We start from the raw sequence: 21622 nt of genomic DNA on the forward strand, positions 1-21622 counted from the left end.
TCGGGCGGCGCGCTATGTCGACAGCTGCGGCAACAGGCGCGTCAGTTCGGCCTCGGCCATGAACTGGATCTGGTTGGCCTTCGCGTACGCCAGCGCCGGCGCGCTGATCTCGCCGATGGTGACGTAGATGGCGTCGTGCGCGCCGTGGGTCTCGCGGACGGCGTTCAGCTCCTGCAGCGCCTGCACGCCGACGCGCGAGGCTTTCCAGCGTTTTGCGCCGACCACGGCCAGCCGGTTCTTGCGTCGCAACACATAGTCGGCCGGCCCGCCCTGCAGCACGGTGACCTCGCAGCCGTCCTGGCGCAAGCCTTCCTGCAGCACTTTCGAGAATGTTTCCCAGGGCATGGCGCGCGCCGCGTTCGTGGCGCGTTCGACGCGGGCGGCCGAAGGGACGTTGCGTTGCTTCCAGGCCGCCATGGCCGCAATGACGAGAAAGGGCAAGGCGGCGAAGAACAGGACCGCGGTGAACGTCGGCCGTGTGGATGCCAGCGCGCTGGCGATCAGGACGAGCGCGATGGCGGCGCTGATCCACCACGAAGAGCGCAGGAGGATGGCGAATATCGAGTTGGGGGCTGGCTTGAGTTTCACGCCGGAGCTGTCGGGTCTGGTAGGCAGGCGCCAGTATAGGGCAGGCGGGCCGGCCCCCGCCCGGCCCGTCCGGCGGATTCCGGCCCCCCGTCTTACGGTCCGGGCCGCGCGCCCGGCGTGCCTTCGCGGTCCCATAGCCGTGAGCGATCCGCCTGCGCGCGCTCCTTTATCTTGTATTTCTCTATCTTGTTGGTGGGCGTCAGCGGCATCGCGTCCACGAATTCGACGAAGCGCGGCACCATGTGCGCCGCCATCTGCTGCTGGCAGAAGGCGACCAGTTCGTCCGGATCCAGGGCCTGGCCGTCCTTGAGCATGACCGTGACGGCCACTTCGTCCTCGCTGTGCTCCGACTGCAGCGGATAGACCGCCACCTGCAGCACGGCGGGATGCAGGGCGATCACGGATTCGACTTCGTACGACGAGATGTTCTCGCCGCGGCGGCGGATCATGTCCTTCTTGCGATCGGTCAGGTAGAGATAGCCGTCGGCGTCGAAGTAGCCGCGGTCCCCGGTATGGAACCAGAGGTTGCGCCAGGCCGCCAGCGTGGCTTCCGGCATCTTGTAGTAGCCCAGCGGCGCGGCGCCTGGCTGTTCGATGCGCATCACGATCTCGCCGACCTGGCCTGCCGGCAGGGTCAGGTCGTCCTCGTCGACCACGCGTATCGCGACGCCTTCGCAGGTCCTGCCCAGGCTGAGCGACTTCTCGGGCGGCGCATCGGGCGAGAGCGACGCGCCGAAACCGTAGTCGCTCAGGGCGTAGCCCGCGATCACGCGCAGGCCGAAGCGGCGCTCGAAATCGTGCACGAAGGGCGGCGGGGGCGCCAGCGAGCAAATACGCACCTTGTGCTCGAGATCGACTGGCGAGGCCGGCTGCGACCAGAGGAAATTGCCGATGGCGCCGATGGCGTTGAAGCGTGTCACGCCGAAGGCGCGTACGCGCTCCCAGAAGCGCGAGGCGGAGAAGCGTTCGTCCAGCACCACCGAGGTGCCGGCCACGATCGCGGTCGTGCAGCTGAGCAGCAGCGCATTGGCGTGGAACAGCGGCATGCAGACGTAGTCGACGTCTTCGGGCAGGAAGTAGCGGTAGTGCACGCTGTGCTTGCCCCAGTGCCAGGCCGCCCCGTGCGGAATCATGATGGCCTTCGACGGTCCCGTGGTGCCCGAGGTGAACATGAGATAGGCCAGGTCGGTGAAGCGCACGTCATTGCTCACCGCCTCGTCGCTCGCGGCGTCCGCGGGAAAGGGCTCGACCGCCAGCGGCAGGCCCTCGAGCATCCGGCGGGCGTTCGCGGCATCGCCGATGACCAGCACTCGCCGCAGTTGCGCCAGGCGCGGGGCCACCGCCGCAAACGCTTCCATGCAGGCGTCGGCCACGATCGCGGTCACGCAATCCGCATGCGTGAGGTAGTACTCCAGCAGCGACGCCTTGGCATTGGTGTTGATCGGTACCGATACGGCGCCCATCTTGCCGAGCGCCAGATTGCCGAGCAGGCATTCCGGGCAGTTCGGCGACAGCATGGCGACGTGCTCGCCCTGGGCGATGCCGTAGCCGATCATCGCCTGGGCGATACCGTTGGTGCGGCGGTGCAGGTCCGCGAAGGTATAGCTGCGGCCGTCCGGCGCAAAGCGCAGGAAAACCCGGTCCGGGCAGCGCTCGGCGCGGCGCGCCAGTACCGCGCCGGTCGTCCATTGCCGGATGTCACCGATTTCGGCTTCGGCGTCGATGGCCGGCCAGATGTTTGCTGCTTGCATGGATGCCGTTCTCACTTTGCCGCCAGCAGGCCGCTTTGGCGCAGCAGCCCGTTCAAATAGCTACGTTCGGCCGGCAAGGTCTTGAGCCACGCCTGGCCGTCCTCGAATGCCGGCTCCAGGCCCTGGGCGCGGCAGAATTCGATGAAGTCCGGACTCAGCGTCGCCTTGTGGATGGCCTGGGCAATGGCATCCACGGCCGCGTCCGGGGTGCCGGTGCGCACGAATGCGCCGTTCCACGAGACCACCGAGAAATCCTTTGCGCCGGCCTCCATGGCGGTGGGAACCTCGGGCGCGATGATCGATCGCTGCGGCCCGCTGACCGCCAGGGCCTTCAGCGAGCCGTTGTGCGTCAGCGTGTTCAGCGACCCCAGCGCGGACAGGACCATGGGAACGTGCCCGGCGATGCTGTCGCTGATCAATTGCGCCGTGGTCTTGTAGTTGATGATGTTGATGTCGACGCCGGCCGCCCTGGCCATCCCCGCGGCCGTGGCGGTGCCGTGCGCGCCGACAGTGCCGACATCCAGCTGGCCGCCGGTGCGCTTTGCCGTTTCCACCATCTCCCGGAAGGTGCTGTAGGGCGCGCTCTTGGTCGCCGCCAGCATGTAGACCGGCGCGGTCACGCGTGCGACCGGCCGAAAATCCTTCAGCGGGTCGTAGTCTGCCTGCGAGTTGAGATCCGGCACGAAGAGAAAGGGCGGGCCGGTGTACAGGATGGTGTGGCCATCGGCGGGCGCCATCCTGGCGGCCACCGTGCCGATCAGCCCATCGGCGCCCACGCGGTTTTCCACGTAGACCGACTGGTTCCACTGCTGCGTGAGCCGGGTCGCCAGGAAACGGGCCACGACGTCGACGGCCGTTCCGGCCGGGAAGGGCACGATCATCGCGACAGGGCGCTGCGGGAACGCGGCCGCCTGGGCGGCGCCCGCGAGGGCCAGGCCCAGGGCCCCCGCGGCCAGCATGAAACTGCGACGGGTGATGCGATTTCCGGAATGCATGTCTCTAGTCCTTGTCGTGATCGTGCGCCGGGGCGAACACCGGCAGCAGCCGGCCTTGCTGCGTCGGGCGGAAGCGGGCGCTGACGCGCTGGCCGATGCGCACGCCGTCGGGGTCGCAGTCGACGATATTGGTCAGCATCAACGGGCCCTCGGCCAGCCTGACGTAGGCCACGACGTAGGGTGTCGCGGTACGCGCCACGCTGAAGCTGAAGATCTCGCCCTGGCCGCTCGATGCGGTCCAGCGAGGGTCCGGGGCCTTGCAGAAAGGGCAGAACGCGCGGGGGTGCCAATGGAAGCATTCGCACCGGACGCACTGGGGCAACAGCAGCGTGCCGGTTTCGGCCGCCTGCCAGAACGGCGCCGATTCCGGATATGCAAGGGCGTAGGGGTCGGCCTGCCAGCCGCACGCCTGTTCGCTGATATGCATCTGTCAATCCTCCCGCTCGAAAATGACGGTGGTGTGCGAATGGCCGATGCCATAGACCCCGCCGGGACCGGCCGCCAGGGCCAGGTCGCAGTTCTTCACCTGTACGGCCGGATGCGCCTCGCCGCGCAGCTGGCGCACGGCCTCGATCGCCTTGGTCATGCCGCCCCGATTGGCCGGATGGTTGTTGCACAGTCCGCCGCCGTCGGTATTGAAAGGCAGCCGTCCCACGCCGGATATCAGGTTGCCGTCGGCCACGAAGCGTCCCCCTTCGCCTTTGGGGCAGAAGCCGAGGTCTTCCAGTTGCATGATGACCATGATGGTGAAGTTGTCGTAGATGGACGCATATTTGATATCCGCCGGTGTCACGCCAGCCTGGGCGAACGCCGCGGGCGCCGAGCGGGCGGCGCCCGTCACCAGCAGGTCTTCATGGTGGCCGCCGTTGTTGGTGCGGATGGTCTCGCCGTGGCCCACCACCTTGATGCGCGGCCGATTCAGGCTGCGCGCCACTTCGGGCGCCACGATCACCAATGCGCCGCCGCCGTCGGTGATGACGCAGCAGTCCAGCCGGTGCAGCGGGTCGGCCACCATCGGCGAGCCCAGCACGTCGTCCACCGTATAGACCTTGCGCAGCAGCGCGTTGGGGTTGTGCTGCGCATGATGCGAGGCGGCGACCTTGACCCATGCCAGTTGCTCGCTGGTCGTGCCGTATTCGTGCATGTGGCGGCGCGCGAAATTCCCGTAGATGGTGCCTATCGTCCAGCGGTATGCCGAGTCCCATGGCGCCGAGGGCCGGTCCGGGCCCGGGATGCGCGGCTCGGTACCCGTGGCCTGGCCCTCGCTGCGCGGGCGTCCGGCGAGGGTGATCAGGGCCACCGAGCACTTGCCAGCGGCGATGGCATGGGCGGCGTGGCCGATCTGCGCAAGATAGGAGCCGCCCCCGATCTCGGTGCCGTCCACATGCCGCAGCGTCAGGTTCAGGTAGTCCACCATATAGGCGGGCCCCAGGCCGGCGTCGCCGGCGCAGAAATACCCGTCCACGTCGGCGAAACTCAGGCCGGCGTCGTCCAGCGCGCCGCGCGCGCTCTCCGCATGCAATTGCGCCACGGACTTGTCCGGCGCATGGCGCAGGGGATGTTCATAGGCGCCCGCCACATAGGCCAGAGCGTGTCTCGTCATGTCTGTCTCCATCCTCCGGCAGGTCCCCGCGCCGCGCGATGCGGGTCGGGGCTGGGCCGGAACCTGTTATTTCGGCTGCTGTCCGTGCGGCCTCGCCTGCACCTTGGGCGTCACGGCCTTGTAGGCGTAGGCAATCCGATGTTCCGCGATAGAGGGGGACATGGGCATCAAAGGGGTATTGACGCGGCTGATCAGGGTGTCGAATGTGTGGCGCAAGTCATCGGTCTCGATGTCGAACACCGTCATGAAGCGCCATGGATGCGGGCCGGCCTTCAGCTGTTCCTGCTCCAGCTCGAAGCGCTGCCCCGCCTTGAACCCCGGCACGGCCAGCACGTCGGGAAGATGCTGGTTCACATACCATTCATCGAACTGATCTTCCATGCCCTGCGTCGGGTTGGTAAACACCACCAATCGATATTCCTGCATGCTGTTGCCCCTCCTGTTGTATATGGTCCCGCCGCTAGATCCGGATGCCGGAGCGCCGCACCACCTCTCCCCACCGGCGGTACTCGGCCGCGAGAAAGTCTTTCGCTTCCTGCGGACTCGTCGGCATGGCGTCGATGGCGAAATTGGCCAGCGCCTTGCGCACCTCGTCCGTGGCGAGGGAGGCGTGCAGCGCGGCGGCCAGCCTGTCGATGACGTCCGCCGGCGTTCCCGCCGGGGCGTAGGCAGCCATCCACCCGAGAACCTCGAATCCCGGCAGCGTTTCGGCTATGGCCGGAACGTCGGGCAGCGCCGGCGAGCGCTTGCGGCTCGTGACGGCCAGCGCGCGCAGGTCGCCGTTCCTGATCAGCGGCAGGGACGGCCCGATGTTGTTGCAAAGGAACTCGAACTGCCCGCCCTTGGCATCGGTGAACAACTGCTGCGTTCCCTTGTATGGAACGTCCACGATGTCGATGCCGGCTTCCTGCTTCAGCGCCTCGAGCACCAGGTGCGGAGAGGTGCCGATGCCCGTATGGCCGAATGCGGGCTTGCGTCCCTTCCCGCGGCCGGCTTCGAGCAGTTGCGCCAGTGTCCGGGCGTCCGACGCGTGCGTTGCCATCACCACCGAGGCGACCCCGCCCAGCATGGAAATGGGCTCGAAGTCCGTCAGGGGTTGATAGGGAATGTCGGCGATCAGATGCGGGTTGACCGCCAGCGCGCCCGACGTGGCGAGCAGGATGGTGTATCCGTCCGGGGCCGCCTTGGCGACGTAATTCGTCGCGATGGTCTGGTTGCCGCCCGTGCGGTTTTCGATCACCACCGGCTGGCCCAGGATCTTGCTCATCTCCTGGCCCAGCAGGCGCGGCAGGAAGTCCGTCACGCCGCCGGGCGGGCTGGGCGAAATGAACCGGATGGGCTTTTGCGGAAACTCGCCAGCCATGGCGCTCATCGGCCAGCCCAGCGCGGGCAGGGCTGCCGCGCCCAGGACCTTCAGTGCATGTCTACGATTCATGTCTCCCCCTGTCGTTATCGATATCGGATCCGGAGCGGGCCGGTTCGGTGGATCAACGAGAGCTTAGATACGCAGCCATAATGAGTAAAATACTATTTTTAGTTGATTTGATAATAAAAACGATATGGCTGATTTCGTGGCAAGCATGAACCTGAAGAGCCTGCGCCACTTCTGCGTTGTCGCCACCGAACTGAACCTGCGCCGCGCCGCCGAACAGCTTCATATCGCGCAGCCGGCGCTGTCGGTCTCCATCGCGCAGCTGGAGTCGAGGCTGGGCGCCAGGCTGTTCGTGCGCGGACGGCGAGGCGTCACGCTCACCGAGGCCGGCGCGCTGCTGCTGCCCGAAGCCATGCAGATCCTGCGGCACGCCGAAAGGCTGCCGTTCCTCGCCCGGGACGCCGCGAGCGGCGACGTCGGCACCTTGCGGCTGGCCTTCGTCGGCAGCGCCCCCTATCGCCTGCTGCCGCAGGCACTGCCGCAACTGCAGCGCGCCCACCCGGGCGTCCACGTCGAACTGTACGAGGCCACCACCGATCGCATTGTCGAAGGCCTGCACAATCGGACGTTCGACCTGGGCATCGTGCGCTATCCGCTGGACGCGTTTCCGGGCCTGGAGCTCGAGCTGGTGGACGAGGACGGTTTCTGCGTGGCGCTGCCGCACGACCATGCGTTGGTCGCGGCCGGGGAAATCTCGCTGCGCGACCTGGCCGACGAGCCGCTGTTGCTGCCGCCGCGCGAACATTCGCCGCCCTTGCGCGCGCTCATGCTCGAGGGCTTCCAGGCCCAGGGCATCATGCCTCGCATCGCCAATCACATGGCCACGCAGACCGCCACCGTGCTGGCGCTGGTGGAAATGGGCGCCGGCATCGCGCTGGTTCCGCAATCCATCGTGGGCCGTGTCGGCTACCGCGTGGCGTTCCGTCCGCTTGCCCCAGGCTCGCGATTCCGTACGGGCCTGGCGCTGCTGAGCAGTCCGGACCACCACACTACGCTGGCAGACCACTTCCGGCGCGCGATCCGCCAGCGCATGGGCTAGGGCAGGAGCCGCGGACGGCCGCTCGCCGGTTCGCGGCGCAGGAACTCGTCCAAGCCGGGGGCGGGCGCTGTCCGGAAAGAAAAAGGGCCCGGAGATTATCCGAGCCCTTGTAATTGGTGGAGCCGGGGGGAATTGAACCCCCGTCCGCAAGCCCTCCGCAACCAGTTCTACATGCTTAGTCGATCTATTTGGATTTAACCCTGGACTTAGCCGATCGACGGGCCGGACCAGGGCGATTCACGTAATTTAAACCAACGCCGTGTGACCCCAGCGGTGGCCGATTCCTTGTGAATGTCGCTGCTGCGGTTCGGGGTTGCCCCCTGGGAAGTTGCCTTCCCCCGCCTGACCCAAGGACAGATCAGTGCAGCGGCTCACCGCTTAAGCGGCGAGAGCGAAACGCTCGTCGTTGGCGTTTGTAGTGTTCCAGTGGATTAACGAGCTTACTGGTGCTCGGCATGCCCTGAGCTGTTTCATGACCCACGTCGAATCCGGATCGGCCCCAAGGTTGACACCCATTGTACCGTTAATTCGGCCCGCGCGCCTTCACGGTTCGACGCCCGGCGCGGGCGCCGCCGGGTGGGGCGTGGACGGGCGCCGCGACAGCACCAGCGCGATGGCCAGGCCCACCGCCGCGAGGACGATGACGGCTGCGACCGTGCCCAGGGACGCCAGGCCGCGGCTGTCGATGAAGTGGCCGCCCACGGCTGCGCCCAGGCCAATGCCGATGTTGGCGCCCGAGATGTTCAACGACGCGGCGAAGGCCGGCGCCTGCGGGGCGGCCTTGATGACGCGCACGTGGCAGACCGTCAGCAGCGCGGCCTGGGCGACGCCCCACAGCGCCAGCGCGAGCGCCAGCCAGTACGGCGCCTGCATGGCCTGGGCGACGAACAGCAGGCCGGCGGTCATGATCAGGCTGAACAGGATGGTGGCGCCCAGCGGGCTGCGGTCGACCAGGCGCCCGCCGAGCCAGTTGCCCAATATGCCGGCGCCGCCGAAGGCCATCATGGTCCAGCCCACCACCTTGCCGTCGAAGCCGGCCAGGCGCTCGAGCATGTCGGCCAGGTAGGTGTAGGCGGTGAACATGCCGGTGAAGACAAGCAGGGACAGCATCACATGGCCCAGCAGCCTGGGGTCGCGCAGGATGCGCAGCTGGGTGCTCAGGCGCTGGTTCTGGCGCCCCGTCCTGGGTTTGGGAAAGTAGGCCAGCAGCAGCAGGGCCTTGGCCCAGGCCACGGCGGTCAGCACCGCGAAGGCGGCGCGCCAGCCGAAGGCGTCGGAAATCAGCACGCCGATGGGAATGCCCAGGACGGTGGCGGCGACGATGCCGAAGCCGATGATGGATATGGCGCGCCCCGCATAGGCGGGGCCGACCAGCTCGACGGCGGTGGCGCTGGCCAGCGACCAGAACACGGGCAGCGCCAGGGCGGGCACGAAGCGGGCGAACGCCATGACCCAGATGTTGGGCGAGACGGCGGCCAGGGCATTGGCCAGGCCGAACAGCACCAGCACCCAGACGAACAGGCGCTTGCGCTCGAGATTGGCCAGCAGGGCGGTCAGCACCGGGCCGGCGGCGGCCACCGTGAAGGCGAACAGCGATACCAGCAGGCCGGCCTGCGACACGGTGACCTGCAGGTCGCGCGCCAGGGGCGGCAGCAGGCCGACGATCAGGAATTCCGTGGTCAGAATGGTAAAGCCTGCCGCGGACAGCAGAATGATGGGCAACAACATAGGATTCTCCGCGCACCGGCGAGGCGGGCGCGTTGGGGGGGGAACGGTTGGACGCGCCGGCGGCTGGGCGGCGCCGGCGCAGGAACGTTACGCTAGAGGAATGCGGTGACGGGATAAAGACGGGAATCTCGGCATGACTGTTCGCATGGATGGAACAATCAGTGGCCGGGTGTGGCGCCGGCACGGGCATGAGGCCCGCGCCGGCCGTCGCCGAAGATCAGGCCGTGGCGCGCGTGGGCAGCAAGGGTTCGATGGCGGACCACAGTTCGCGCGGCGAAGCGGCGCACGCCTCGGCCTGCCAGGTCGTGACGTCCTCTTCCATGCCAACGTAGCCGTAGGCCGCCGCCACCGCCGGCATGCCGGCCGCATGGGCCGCCTGGATGTCGCGCAGGTCGTCGCCCACGTAGACGCATCGCCCGGCCTCGAAGCCGGCCTGCTCGGCCGCGTGCAGCAGGGGCAGGGGATGCGGCTTGGCGTGGGCGGTGGTGTCGCCGCAGACCAGCACCGCGCTGTCGCGCGTCAGGCCCAGGTGTTCGACGATGGGCAGCGTCAGGTAGGTGACCTTGTTGGTGACGATGCCCCAGGACAGGCCGCGCTGGGCGATATCCTCGAGCAGGTCGGCGATGCCCGGGAACAGGCGGCTGTGCACGGTGGATTCGGCCGCATAGTCTTCCAGGAACTGCAGCCGCGTCGGCTCGTAGTCGGGATGGTCGGGCAACAGGCCCAGCGCGGCGCGCAGCAGGCCGCGCGCGCCCTGGGAAGCCATCGGCCGCAGCGCTTCGTAGGGCATGGGCTCCAGGCCCTTGCGAGTGCGTTGCCGGTTGGCGGCGGCGGCCAGGTCGGGGGCCGTATCGGCCAGGGTGCCGTCGAAATCGAACAGGATGAGGGCGCTCATTTGCGGGTGGACATCAGGTAGTTGACCGAGGTGTTGGCCGACAGCGAATAGACCTGGGTAATGGGGTTGTACTCCATGCCGCGCATGCCCGTGGGTTCCAGGCCGGCCTGGCGCGCGCTGGCGGCCAGTTCGCTGGGCTTGATGAAGCTGTCGTAGCTGTGGGTGCCGCGCGGCAGCAGGCGCAGAACGTATTCGGCGCCGACGATGGCGAACAGGAATGACTTGGGGTTGCGGTTCAGGGTGGAGAAGAACACCCATCCGCCGGGCTTGGCCAGCGCGGCGCAGGCCCGCACGACGGAGGCCGGATCCGGCACGTGCTCGAGCATTTCCATGCAGGTCACCACGTCGTACTGGCCCGGCTGCTCGGCGGCCAGTTCCTCGACGGGCACGGCGCGGTAATCGACCTTCACGCCGGACTCCAGCCCGTGCAGGCGGGCGATCTTGAGCGATTTCTCGGCCAGGTCGATGCCGGTGACCTGCGCGCCGGCCACGGCCATGCTCTCGGACAGGATGCCGCCGCCGCAGCCCACGTCCAGCACGCGCTTGCCGCTCAGGCTGCCGGCGGTCTCCTGGATCCAGCCCAGGCGCAGCGGGTTGATGGCATGCAGCGGCTTGAATTCGCTTTCCGGGTCCCACCAGCGGGCGGCCAGCGCGCTGAATTTCTCGACCTCGGCTTGGTCGACGTTGACGCCGGGGGCGCTGGATTGGGTGGCTGTCGTCATGGGCGCGGGGGTCGGCGGGCCGACCGGCTCTATATAAGGGTACGGCATGCCGCGCCGGAAGGGCGCGGCAAGAAAAAAGGGCCTCGCTATGCGAGGCCCCCTCATTGTAGCGGCTAGCGCTGCAATTAGTTCTTGCGGCTACCGACGATCTCGATTTCCACGCGACGGTTCTGGGCACGGCCTTCACGCGTCTTGTTCGAAGCGATCGGTTGCAGTTCGCCCTTGCCTTCCGTGTAGATACGGTTGGGGTCGATACCCTTGCTGACCAGGTAGGTCTTGACCGCAGCGGCACGGCGCTCGGACAGCTTCTGGTTGTAGGCTTCGGTGCCGATCGAGTCCGTGTGGCCAACGGCGATGATCGTTTCCAGATCGATCGTGCCGGCTTGCTGGGCGACTTGATCCAGCAGCTGGCGGCCTTCCGGCTTCAGCGTCGACTTGTCGAAGTCGAAGAAGGTGTCAGCATTGAACACGACCTTGGCGGCCATGGGAGCGGGCTTTTCCTTCTGAGCGACCGGAACGCCGTCGCAACCGGGGATGCCGGTAGCCGGGGTCCAGAACGCATCGCGCCAGCACAGTTCATTGGTGCCGTTCTTCCAAACGTCGCCAAACGGATTGCGCCAGTTGTCCACGGTTTGCGCGGAAGCTGCACCAGAGGCCGTAACAGCGGCGAAGGCGAGCGCCAGAGCGAATTTGGAGGGTTTGTTCATGTTTCTCCTCGTTGAGCTTGAAGCTGGATAAGTGACTCGCAGCGAACCCCCGCCGCATATCAGGAAAACGGGGCCAGTATAGCAACGCCAAGAACAGGTTCAAAGGATCGCTACTGGGTCTCCTGCGTGCTGGAAACAATCTTAAGGCATTTGGGTGGCTTTGGCTGCCCTAGACCGTTGCATTGACCGTGGATATTGAGCATTTCAGGGCTCGCCGCCTTGATCATGTTGGTTTTTGGCAACAAGGCGGGGAAGCGCGCAAGCAAGCCCGCCGGGGCGGCCCCAAAGGAGGCAAAAAGGATCGAATGATAGAATTTCCTGTTTACCCGGCTCGGGTTCATCCTTACATACGATTCTGTCGCCTATATATATGGATTCCTTCGCCAAGGAGACGCTTCCGGTATCGCTGGAAGAAGAGATGCGCCGTAGCTATCTTGATTACGCGATGAGCGTGATCGTGGGGCGCGCGCTGCCAGACGTGCGTGACGGTCTCAAGCCTGTGCATCGCCGCGTGCTGTACGCGATGCACGAACTGAACAACGATTGGAACCGTGCCTATAAGAAGTCCGCGCGTATCGTCGGGGACGTCATCGGTAAGTACCACCCGCACGGCGACCAGTCGGTATACGACACCATCGTCCGCATGGCGCAGGACTTCTCCATGCGCTACATGCTGGTCGACGGCCAGGGCAACTTCGGCTCCATCGACGGCGACAACGCCGCGGCGATGCGCTACACCGAAATCCGCCTGGCCAAGATCGCGCACGAGTTGCTGGCCGATATCGACCAGGAAACGGTCGACTTCGGGCCCAACTACGACGGCAGCGAACAGGAGCCCCTGCTGCTGCCTTCGCGCCTGCCCAACCTGCTGGTCAACGGCAGCTCGGGTATCGCCGTGGGCATGGCCACCAACATTCCCCCGCACAACCTGCAGGAAGTGGTCGACGGCTGCCTGTATTGCCTGCGCAATCCGGAATGCTCGATCGACGAGCTGATCGAACTGATCCCGGCGCCGGACTTTCCCACGGGCGGGGTGATCTACGGCATCACGGGCGTTCGCGAGGGGTACCGCACCGGGCGCGGCCGCGTCATCATGCGCGCCAAGACCCACTTCGAGGACATGGAGAAGGGCAACCGCCAGGCCATCGTGGTCGACGCGATTCCCTACCAGGTCAACAAGAAGACCCTGCAGGAGCGCATCGCCGAGCTGGTCAACGACAAGAAGATCGAGGGCATTTCGGACATCCGCGACGAGTCGGACAAGGACGGCATGCGCCTGGTCATCGAGCTCAAGCGCGGCGAAGTGCCCGAGGTGGTGCTGAACAACCTGTACAAGAATACGCAGCTGCAGGACACCTTCGGCATGAACCTGGTGGCGCTGGTCGACGGCCAGCCGCGCCTGCTGAACCTCAAGCAGCTGATCGAGTACTTCCTGCAGCATCGCCGCGAAGTGGTGACGCGCCGCACCGTGTTCCAGCTGCGCAAGGCGCGCGAACGCGGCCACGTGCTGGAAGGCCTGGCGGTGGCGCTGGCCAACATCGACGACTTCATCGCCATCATCAAGGCGGCGCCCACCCCGCCGGTGGCGCGCCAGGAATTGATGGCGCGTTCCTGGGATTCGTCGCTGGTGCGTGAAATGCTGGCCCGCGTCGACGGCGACGCCGCCGGCGGCGTCGCGGCATTCCGCCCCGACGACCTGGCGCCCGAGTACGGCCTGCAGGGCGATGGCAACTACCGGCTGAGCGAGACCCAGGCGCAGGAAATCCTCAACATGCGCCTGCAACGCCTGACCGGCCTGGAGCAGGACAAGATCATCGGCGAGTACAAGGACGTGATGGCCACCATCGCCGACCTGCTCGACATCCTGGCCCGCCCGGAGCGCATCACCACGATCATCAGCGAAGAGCTGCAGGCCATCAAGGCCGAGTTCTCGACCTCGGCCAAGGATACGCGCCGCGCCGAAATCGAAGTCAACGCCACCGAGCTCGATACCGAAGACCTGATCACGCCGATGGACATGGTGGTCACCCTGTCGCATGGCGGATACATCAAGAGCCAGCCGCTGTCCGAGTACCGTTCGCAAAAGCGCGGCGGACGCGGCAAGCAGGCTACGGCCATGAAGGAGAACGACTGGGTCGACCAGCTGTTCATCGCCAATACGCACGACTACCTGCTGTGCTTCTCCAACCGGGGCCGGGTGTACTGGCTGAAGGTGTGGGAGGTGCCGCAGGGCACGCGCAACTCGCGCGGCAAGCCCATCGTCAACATGTTCCCGCTGGCCGACGGCGAGAAGGTGACCGTGGTGCTGCCGGTCAAGGAATTCAGCGAAGACCACTACGTCTTCATGGCGACGTCGCGCGGCACGGTCAAGAAGACCCCGCTGTCCGACTTCTCGAACCCGCGCAAGGCCGGCATCATCGCCGTCGACCTGGATGACGGCGATTACCTGATCGGCGCCGACCTGACCGACGGCAAGCACGATGTGATGCTGTTCTCCGACGCCGGCAAGGCGGTGCGCTTCGACGAGAACGACGTGCGTCCGATGGGCCGCAATGCGCGCGGCGTGCGCGGCATGATGCTCGAAGAGGGCCAGACCGTCATCGCGCTGCTGGTGGCCGGCGACGAGACCCAGAGCGTGCTGACCGCCACCGAGAACGGCTACGGCAAGCGCACCCCGATCACCGAGTACACCCGCCATGGCCGCGGCACCAAGGGCATGATCGCCATCCAGACCAGCTCGCGCAACGGCCGCGTGGTCGGCGCCGTGCTGGTGATGCCGTCCGACGAGATCATGCTGATCACCACCGGCGGCGTGCTGGTGCGCACCCGCGTGGCCGAGATTCGCGAGATGGGCCGCGCCACGCAGGGCGTCACGCTGATCAGCGTCGATGACGGCAGCAGCCTGTCCGGCGTGCGGCGCGTGGTCGAAAGCGATGCCGACGCCGATGACGAGGATGGCGGCGAAGATCTCGGCGAAGAGGGCGGCGACCAAGGCGGCGACGATACCGGCGCCCAGGGCAAGGATTCTGAACCGACTGAACCTACGGAGTAATGATGGCTCGCCCCTGGAATTTCTCGGCAGGCCCCTCGGCCTTGCCCGAGGCGGTGCTGCAGCAAGCCGCCGCCGAAATGCTGGACTGGCACGGCAGCGGCATGTCCGTGATGGAAATGAGCCACCGCGGCAAGCACTTCGTGCAGATCTGCGACGAGGCCGAGGCCGACCTGCGCGAACTGCTGGGACTTCCGGCCGACTACGCCGTGATGTTCATGCAGGGCGGCGGGCTGGGCGAAAACGCCATCGTGCCCATGAACCTGATGGGCCGGCGCAGCACGCCGGCGGCCGATTTCGTGGTGACCGGCCACTGGTCGACCCGTTCGCACAAGGAGGCGGGCCGCTACGGCGACGCGCAGATCGCGGCCAGCGCCGCCGAGGCCACCGAGATCGACGGCCAGGCCCAGTCCTCCTGGACCTGGCTGCCGCCGGTCGATACCTGGCGCGTGCGCAAGGATTCGGCCTATCTGCACCTGTGCAGCAACGAAACCATAGGCGGCGTCGAGTTCACCGAATGGCCCGATCCGGCCAGCCTGGGCGCGCCCGACGTGCCGCTGGTGGTCGACGTGTCCTCGCATTTCCTGTCGCGTCCGCTGGACATCGCGCGCGCGGGGCTGGTGTTTGCCGGCGCCCAGAAGAACGCCGGCCCGGCCGGCGTGACCGTGGTCATCGCGCGCCGCGACCTGCTGGGCCATGCGCTGCCGATCTGCCCGTCGGCGTTCGACTATGCCAACGTGGCGGCCGATCACTCGCGCTACAACACACCGCCCACTTTCGCCATCTACGTGATGGGCCTGGTGTTCAAGTGGATCAAGGCGCACGGGGGCGTGCGCGGCATGGAAGAGGCCAACCGCGCCAAGGCCGAGTTGCTGTATGGCTACCTGGACGGCTCCGCGTTCTACCGCAACCCGGTGCAGCCAGCGGTGCGCTCGCGCATGAACGTGCCGTTCGTGCTGCGCGACGAATCCCTCAACGATGCCTTCCTGCAAGGCGCGGAAGCGGCCGGCCTGATGCAGCTCAAGGGCCACAAGAGCGTCGGCGGCATGCGGGCCTCGATTTACAACGCCATGCCGCTGGCCGGCGTGCAGGCCCTGATCGATTACCTCAAGGAGTTCGAGCGCCGCCATGGATGATTCCCTGCAGGACAAGCTGCGGCCGCTGCGCGACCGCATCGACGCCATCGACGCCCAGATCCTCGACCTGCTGTCGCAGCGCGCGCGCACCGCGCAGGAAGTGGGCTCGGTCAAGCACGCCGCGCACGCGGATGGCCCGGTGCTGCGCCCCGAGCGCGAAGCCGAAGTGATCCGCCGCTTGCAGCACAGCAACCCGGGGCCGTTCCCCAAGGCCGCCGTGGCAGCCGTCTGGACCGAGATCATGTCCGCCTGCCGCGGCCTGGAGCGCGGCATGACCGTGGCCTATCTCGGGCCGCAGGGCTCGTTCTCCGAACAGGCCGCGCTCGAGCATTTCGGCCATTCGGTGCAGCAGCTGCCATGCCCCTCGTTCGATGAGGTGTTCCGTGCCGTCGAGGCCGGGCAGGCCGACGTCGGCATGGTGCCGGTGGAAAACTCCACCGAGGGCGCGGTCAACCGCAGCCTGGACCTGCTGCTGAACACGCCGCTGACCATCCTGGGCGAGCGCTCGCTGGTGATCCGCCACTGCCTGATGAGCCAGTCCGGCACGATGGACGGCATCAAGACGATCTCGGCGCATCCCCAGGCGCTGGCACAGTGCCAGGGATGGCTGACGCGCCATTACCCGGACCTCAATCGCGTGGCGGCGGCCAGCAATTCCGAGGCTGCCCGCGTGGCCGCCGAGGACCCGACGGTCGCGGCCATCGCTGGCGAAGTCGCCGCGCCGGCCTGGAACCTGCGCGTCGTGGCCGCCGGCATCCAGGACGATCCGCAGAACCGCACGCGCTTCCTGGCTGTCGGCCATATCGAGCCATTGAGCAGCGGCAAGGACAAGACCAGCCTGATCCTGGCCGTGCCCAACCGCGCCGGCGCCGTCTATGACATGCTGGCGCCGATGGCGGCCAACGGCGTTTCCATGACGCGCTTCGAATCGCGCCCGGCGCGCACGGGCCAGTGGGAATACTATTTCTACGTCGACGTGCTGGGCCATCGCGATGACGCGAACGTGGCCCGCGCACTGGCGGCATTGCAGGCGCAGGTGGCCTTCTTCAAGGTGCTGGGTTCGTATCCGGCGCAATAGGGCCACGGCGTGGTTGACGCACACCAGGCGGCCGGCGTGACGGAGCGTGTGTCCGTCCGGCGCTGCCATATTGTTTTTCTGCAGGTATGAGCGCGAACAATTCGGCAAACGGGCAGGGGCCCCTGGTCCCCGTGCTGGCTGTGGCCGGCGTAGGCTTGATCGGTGGCTCGTTCGCCGCCGCGTTGCGCCACGCCGGGCAGGTCGGCACCATTCTCGGCGTGGGCCGCAACCCGGCGTCGCTGGCGCGTGCGCGCGAGCTGGGCCTGATCGACGAGGCCGTCTCGCCCGAGGAAGCGGCGGCGCGCGCAGACCTGGTGCTGCTGTCCACCCCGGTGGGCGGGCTGGGCGCGATGCTGGCGCGCATGCGCGACCATCTGCGGCCGGGCTGCCTGCTGACCGATGCCGGCAGCACCAAATCGCAGGTCGTCATGGCGGCGCGTCAGGCGCTGGGCGAGCAGGTTTCCTGTTTCGTGCCGGGGCATCCGATCGCCGGAGGCGAGCGCACCGGGCCCGAGGCGGCCGACGCGGGGCTGTACGTACGGCGTGCGGTAGTGCTTACGCCCCTGCCGGAGAACGCGGCCGCATCGGTGGCGCGCGTGCGCGCCTGCTGGCACGCATGCGGGGCGCACGTGGTCGAGATGGACGACGTGGCGCACGACCGGCTGCTGGCTTCGGTCAGCCACATGCCGCACTTCCTGGCCGCCGTCTACATGGCCCAGGTGGCCGGCTCCGATGACGCCCAGGCGCGCATGGATCTGGCCGGCAGCGGTTTTCGGGATTTCACGCGCATCGCGGCCGGTTCGCCGGAAATGTGGCGCGATATCTTTTTGTCCAACCAGGCCGCCATGCAGTCCGAGCTGGCGGCCCTGCGACGGGTGCTCGACGAGGCCGAGCAGGCATTGGGCGCCGGCGACGGCGCGGGCCTGCAGGCCTTGCTGGAGCGCGCGGCGCACGCGCGGCGCAATTGGCGCAAGGATTCCAAATGAGCGGATTGGCATATCTCGACCTGCCCGCGGCGCGCCTGGCGCGCGGCGAGGTGGCCCTGCCGGGTTCCAAGAGCATCTCCAACAGGGTATTGCTGCTGGCCGCGCTGGCCGAAGGCAGCACCGAAATCACGGGCCTGCTCGATTCCGATGACACCCGCGTCATGCTGGCCGCGTTGCGCCAGCTGGGCGTATCGGTGGGCGAGGTGGCCGATGGCTGCGTGACCATCGAAGGCGTGGCGCGCTTTCCGACCGAACAGGCCGAGCTGTTCCTGGGCAACGCCGGCACCGCGTTCCGGCCGCTGACCGCGGCGCTGGCGTTGATGGGCGGCGATTACCGCCTGTCCGGCGTGCCGCGCATGCACGAGCGGCCCATCGGCGACCTGGTCGACGCCTTGCGCCAGTTCGGCGCCGGGATCGAATATCTGGGGCAGGCGGGGTATCCGCCGCTGCGCATCGGCGGCGGCAGCATTCGCGTCGACGGGCCGGTGCGGGTGGAGGGCTCGGTGTCCAGCCAGTTCCTGACCGCCTTGCTGATGGCCGCCCCCGTGCTGGCTCGGCGCAGCGGCCAGGACATCACCATCGAGGTGGTGGGCGAGCTGATTTCCAAACCCTATATCGAGATCACGCTCAATCTGATGGCGCGTTTTGGCGTGTCGGTGCGGCGCGACGGCTGGCGCGCCTTCACGATCGCGCGCGATGCGGCCTACCGCGGCCCGGGCCGCATGGCGATCGAGGGCGATGCCTCGACGGCGTCGTACTTCCTGGCCCTGGGCGCCATCGGCGGCGGGCCGGTGCGCGTCACCGGCGTGGGCGAGGACAGCATCCAGGGCGACGTGGCGTTCGCCGCGACGCTGGCGGCGATGGGCGCCGACGTGCGCTATGGCCCGGGCTGGATCGAGACGCGCGGCGTGCGGGTGGCCGAGGGCGGACGCCTGAAGGCGTTCGACGCCGACTTCAACCTGATTCCCGACGCCGCCATGACGGCCGCGACGCTGGCGCTGTACGCCGACGGCCCATGCCGCCTGCGCAACATCGGCAGCTGGCGCGTCAAGGAGACCGACCGCATCCACGCCATGCACACCGAGCTGGAGAAGCTGGGGGCGGGCGTGCAAAGCGGGGCGGACTGGCTGGAGGTGGCGCCGCCGGCGCCCGGCGGCTGGCGCGACGCTCACATCGGCACCTGGGACGACCACCGCATGGCCATGTGCTTCTCGCTGGCCGCGTTCGGTCCGGCTGCGGTGCGCATCCTGGATCCGGGCTGCGTCAGCAAGACTTTCCCCGATTATTTCGACGTGTACGCGGGCCTGCTGGCCGCGCGGGACTGAACGGCGCCTGCCCCATGGCTATTTCCGCATCCGCCGGCGCCGCGCCGGTCATCACCATCGACGGCCCCACGGCTTCCGGCAAGGGCACCATCGCGCACCGGGTGGCCAAGCAGCTGGGCTGGGACGTGCTCGACAGCGGCGCCCTGTACCGGCTGACCGCCCTGGCCGCGTTGCGGCGCGGCCTGCCGGCCACCGACGAACCGGCGGTGGCCGCCGTGGCCCAGGCGCTGGACGTACGGTTCGACGGGCCGCATGTCTACCTGGAAGGGCGGGATGCCGGGCACGAAATCCGCCAGGAAGAGGTCGGAAACTACGCTTCGCGCATCGCCGCCTACCCGGGCGTTCGTCAGGCCTTGCTGGAGCGCCAGCGGGCTTTCCGGCAGCCGCCGGGCCTGGTCGCCGACGGCCGCGACATGGGGACGGTCGTGTTTCCTGATGCGTCCCTGAAAATATTTCTGGTGGCCGATGTCGAGGCGCGCGCGCAAAGACGCTGTAAGCAGTTGATCGAAAAGGGAATTTCTGCTAATCTAGATGACCTGCTACGCGATATGCGTGAACGCGATGCGCGCGACACGCAGCGTGCGGTGGCACCGCTTGCCCCGGCTGCCGATGCGCATGTGCTGGATTCTTCCGGCCTGACCATCGAACAGACCGTACAGGCCGTGCTGGATTTCTGGCGCGCCTAGCCACGGCGCGTGTTGTTTGGGCAGTACCTCAGTACCTGTTTGAGGCCCTGACGGCCAATCTCCAGCCCCCACGGGACACCCCGCAAGGGCCGGCGAAGCCGGCAGGTTTTACCACTCCACTGCTGCGGGCAATCCGTTGCGGTGTGTTTTGAACGGCCAATCCCGGCCAAATGGATTCCAACCTAATGTCTTCCGTTTCCACCTCCGCCATCGTTGGCGGCGAAAACTTCGCCGACCTGTTCGCAGAAAGCCTCAAGAGCCAGGACATGAAGTCCGGCGAGGTCATCAGTGCCGAAGTCGTGCGCGTCGATCACAATTTCGTGGTCGTCAACGCCGGCCTGAAGTCCGAAGCGCTGATTCCCCTGGAAGAGTTCCTCAATGACCAGGGCGAACTCGAAGTTCAACCCGGCGACTTCGTCTCGGTGGCGATCGATTCGCTGGAGAACGGCTACGGCGACACCATCCTGTCGCGCGACCGCGCCAAGCGTCTGTCGGCCTGGCTGCAACTGGAGCAGGCCCTCGAGAACGGCGAGCTGGTCACCGGCACGATCACCGGCAAGGTCAAGGGCGGCCTGACCGTCATGACCAACGGCATCCGCGCGTTCCTGCCCGGTTCGCTGGTCGACCTGCGCCCGGTCAAGGACACCACGCCGTACGAAGGCAAGACCCTCGAATTCAAGGTCATCAAGCTGGACCGCAAGCGCAACAACGTCGTGCTGTCGCGCCGCCAGGTGCTGGAAGCCAGCATGGGCGAAGAGCGCCAGAAGCTGCTCGAGACGCTGCACGAAGGCGCGGTGGTCAAGGGCGTGGTCAAGAACATCACCGACTACGGCGCGTTCGTCGACCTGGGCGGCATCGATGGCCTGCTGCACATCACCGACATGGCCTGGCGCCGCGTGCGTCACCCGTCCGAAGTCCTGCAAGTGGGTCAGGAAGTCGAAGCCAAGGTGCTCAAGTTCGACCAGGAAAAGAGCCGCGTCTCCCTGGGCGTCAAGCAGCTGGGCGAAGATCCGTGGGTGGGCCTGGCTCGCCGTTATCCGCAGGGCACCCGCCTGTTCGGCAAGGTCACCAACCTGACCGACTACGGCGCGTTCGTCGAAGTCGAAGCCGGCATCGAAGGCCTGGTGCACGTGTCCGAAATGGACTGGACCAACAAGAACGTCGATCCGCGCAAGGTCGTGACCCTGGGCGAAGAAGTCGAAGTCATGGTCCTGGAAATCGACGAAGACCGTCGCCGCATTTCGCTGGGCATGAAGCAGTGCCGCCAGAACCCGTGGGAAGAGTTCGCCACCAACTTCAAGCGTGGTGACAAGGTCCGCGGCGCCATCAAGTCGATCACCGACTTCGGCGTGTTCGTCGGCCTGCCCGGCGGCATCGACGGCCTGGTCCACCTGTCCGACCTGTCGTGGACGGAATCGGGCGAGGAAGCCGTGCGCAACTTCAAGAAGGGCGACGAGCTGGAAGCCGTGGTGCTGGGCATCGATACCGACAAAGAGCGCATCTCGCTGGGTATCAAGCAGCTCGAAGGCGACCCGTTCAACAACTTCGTTGCCACGCACGACAAGGGCGCCGTTGTTCCGGGCACCATCAAGTCGGTCGAGCCCAAGGGCGCCGTGATCACCCTGTCGGTGGACGTGGAAGGCTACCTGCGCGCTTCCGAGATCTCCTCGGGCCGCGTCGAGGACGCCACCACCGTGCTGAAGGCTGGCGAGAACATCGAAGCCATGATCGTCAACATCGACCGCAAGGCGCGTTCGATCCAGCTGTCGATCAAGGCCCGCGATAACGCCGAGACGGCCGAAACCATCCAGCGCATGTCCGAGGCGAGCGCTTCGTCGGGTACGACGAACCTGGGCGCGCTGCTCAAGGCCAAGCTGGACCAACAGCGCAACGACGGTTGAC

The 21622-nt window shown here is 67.0% G+C and carries 19 protein-coding genes and 1 other RNA gene; 8 read left to right on the forward strand and 12 right to left on the reverse strand.

The features are described from left to right. Positions 1 to 12 precede the first annotated feature (12 nt). The 7 genes from EL288_RS07065 to EL288_RS07095 all read right to left on the reverse strand — a co-directional run bounded on the left by EL288_RS07065 (position 13) and on the right by EL288_RS07095 (position 6372). On the reverse strand, positions 13 to 588 hold the full coding sequence (locus EL288_RS07065; protein WP_010928921.1) for a restriction endonuclease: 576 nt from the start codon (positions 586 to 588) through the stop codon (positions 13 to 15). A 92-nt stretch (positions 589 to 680) separates the two neighbouring features. Further along, a complete protein-coding gene (locus tag EL288_RS07070; RefSeq protein ID WP_033452504.1) occupies positions 681 to 2339 on the reverse strand; it encodes an AMP-binding protein in 1659 nt (552 codons plus the stop codon). Between the two features lie 11 nt (positions 2340 to 2350). Further along, positions 2351 to 3334 carry a tripartite tricarboxylate transporter substrate binding protein gene (locus tag EL288_RS07075; protein ID WP_033456223.1) on the reverse strand — a complete coding sequence of 328 codons (984 nt, stop codon included), beginning with the start codon at positions 3332 to 3334 and terminating at the stop codon, positions 2351 to 2353. Positions 3335 to 3338: 4 nt separating this feature from the next. Next, positions 3339 to 3761 (reverse strand): Zn-ribbon domain-containing OB-fold protein, encoded by a 423-nt coding sequence (locus EL288_RS07080; RefSeq protein WP_003813481.1) that lies wholly within the window; start codon positions 3759 to 3761, stop codon positions 3339 to 3341. A gap of 3 nt (positions 3762 to 3764) precedes the next feature. Then, positions 3765 to 4937, reverse strand: coding sequence for a thiolase domain-containing protein (locus EL288_RS07085; protein ID WP_010926854.1), 1173 nt, complete (start codon positions 4935 to 4937; stop codon positions 3765 to 3767). Between the two features lie 66 nt (positions 4938 to 5003). Then, positions 5004 to 5363: a DUF4286 family protein gene (locus EL288_RS07090; protein WP_033458814.1), complete on the reverse strand. Its 360-nt coding sequence runs from the start codon at positions 5361 to 5363 to the stop codon at positions 5004 to 5006. A gap of 34 nt (positions 5364 to 5397) precedes the next feature. Then, positions 5398 to 6372: a Bug family tripartite tricarboxylate transporter substrate binding protein gene (locus tag EL288_RS07095; RefSeq protein WP_003821495.1), complete on the reverse strand. Its 975-nt coding sequence runs from the start codon at positions 6370 to 6372 to the stop codon at positions 5398 to 5400. A 124-nt stretch (positions 6373 to 6496) separates the two neighbouring features. On the opposite strand from EL288_RS07095, the gene EL288_RS07100 reads away from it, so the two are divergent. After that, entirely contained in the window at positions 6497 to 7408 is a 912-nt protein-coding gene (locus tag EL288_RS07100; protein WP_003813474.1) for a LysR family transcriptional regulator, read from the forward strand. Positions 7409 to 7522: 114 nt separating this feature from the next. Here EL288_RS07100 and ssrA read toward each other — a convergent pair. The 5 genes from ssrA to ompA all read right to left on the reverse strand — a co-directional run bounded on the left by ssrA (position 7523) and on the right by ompA (position 11460). After that, positions 7523 to 7909, reverse strand: a transfer-messenger RNA (tmRNA) gene (gene ssrA / locus EL288_RS07105). Between the two features lie 42 nt (positions 7910 to 7951). Then, positions 7952 to 9136 carry an MFS transporter gene (locus tag EL288_RS07110; protein ID WP_003813383.1) on the reverse strand — a complete coding sequence of 395 codons (1185 nt, stop codon included), beginning with the start codon at positions 9134 to 9136 and terminating at the stop codon, positions 7952 to 7954. Between the two features lie 217 nt (positions 9137 to 9353). After that, positions 9354 to 10031, reverse strand: a complete 678-nt coding sequence (locus tag EL288_RS07115; RefSeq protein WP_003813381.1) for an HAD-IA family hydrolase — start codon at positions 10029 to 10031, stop codon at positions 9354 to 9356. Next, on the reverse strand, positions 10028 to 10753 hold the full coding sequence (gene ubiG, locus EL288_RS07120) for a bifunctional 2-polyprenyl-6-hydroxyphenol methylase/3-demethylubiquinol 3-O-methyltransferase UbiG (protein ID WP_033448326.1): 726 nt from the start codon (positions 10751 to 10753) through the stop codon (positions 10028 to 10030). Before ubiG ends, EL288_RS07115 begins: the two co-directional genes overlap by 4 nt. 125 nt (positions 10754 to 10878) lie before the next feature. Next, complete coding sequence (ompA, locus tag EL288_RS07125) at positions 10879 to 11460, reverse strand: outer membrane protein OmpA (protein WP_003813377.1); 582 nt, start codon at positions 11458 to 11460, stop codon at positions 10879 to 10881. A 370-nt stretch (positions 11461 to 11830) separates the two neighbouring features. Here ompA and gyrA point away from each other — a divergent pair, with 370 nt between their 5' ends. From gyrA to rpsA, 7 genes are all read left to right on the forward strand, one after another. Next, on the forward strand, positions 11831 to 14512 hold the full coding sequence (gyrA, locus tag EL288_RS07130) for a DNA gyrase subunit A (protein ID WP_010926826.1): 2682 nt from the start codon (positions 11831 to 11833) through the stop codon (positions 14510 to 14512). After that, complete coding sequence (gene serC / locus EL288_RS07135; protein ID WP_003813372.1) at positions 14512 to 15645, forward strand: 3-phosphoserine/phosphohydroxythreonine transaminase; 1134 nt, start codon at positions 14512 to 14514, stop codon at positions 15643 to 15645. The genes gyrA and serC overlap by 1 nt, the downstream gene beginning before the upstream one ends. After that, complete coding sequence (gene pheA / locus EL288_RS07140) at positions 15638 to 16723, forward strand: prephenate dehydratase (protein WP_003813370.1); 1086 nt, start codon at positions 15638 to 15640, stop codon at positions 16721 to 16723. The genes serC and pheA overlap by 8 nt, the downstream gene beginning before the upstream one ends. A gap of 86 nt (positions 16724 to 16809) precedes the next feature. Continuing rightward, positions 16810 to 17709: a prephenate dehydrogenase gene (locus EL288_RS07145; RefSeq protein WP_003813366.1), complete on the forward strand. Its 900-nt coding sequence runs from the start codon at positions 16810 to 16812 to the stop codon at positions 17707 to 17709. Beyond that, positions 17706 to 19034: a 3-phosphoshikimate 1-carboxyvinyltransferase gene (gene aroA / locus EL288_RS07150; protein WP_003813363.1), complete on the forward strand. Its 1329-nt coding sequence runs from the start codon at positions 17706 to 17708 to the stop codon at positions 19032 to 19034. Before EL288_RS07145 ends, aroA begins: the two co-directional genes overlap by 4 nt. A gap of 14 nt (positions 19035 to 19048) precedes the next feature. Further along, entirely contained in the window at positions 19049 to 19720 is a 672-nt protein-coding gene (gene cmk / locus EL288_RS07155; protein ID WP_003813361.1) for a (d)CMP kinase, read from the forward strand. A gap of 185 nt (positions 19721 to 19905) precedes the next feature. Then, positions 19906 to 21621, forward strand: a complete 1716-nt coding sequence (rpsA, locus tag EL288_RS07160; protein WP_010926825.1) for a 30S ribosomal protein S1 — start codon at positions 19906 to 19908, stop codon at positions 21619 to 21621. Position 21622: the final 1 nt, after the last annotated feature.

This window comes from Bordetella bronchiseptica, from assembly GCF_900636925.1.
Classification (GTDB): domain Bacteria; phylum Pseudomonadota; class Gammaproteobacteria; order Burkholderiales; family Burkholderiaceae_B; genus Bordetella; species Bordetella pertussis.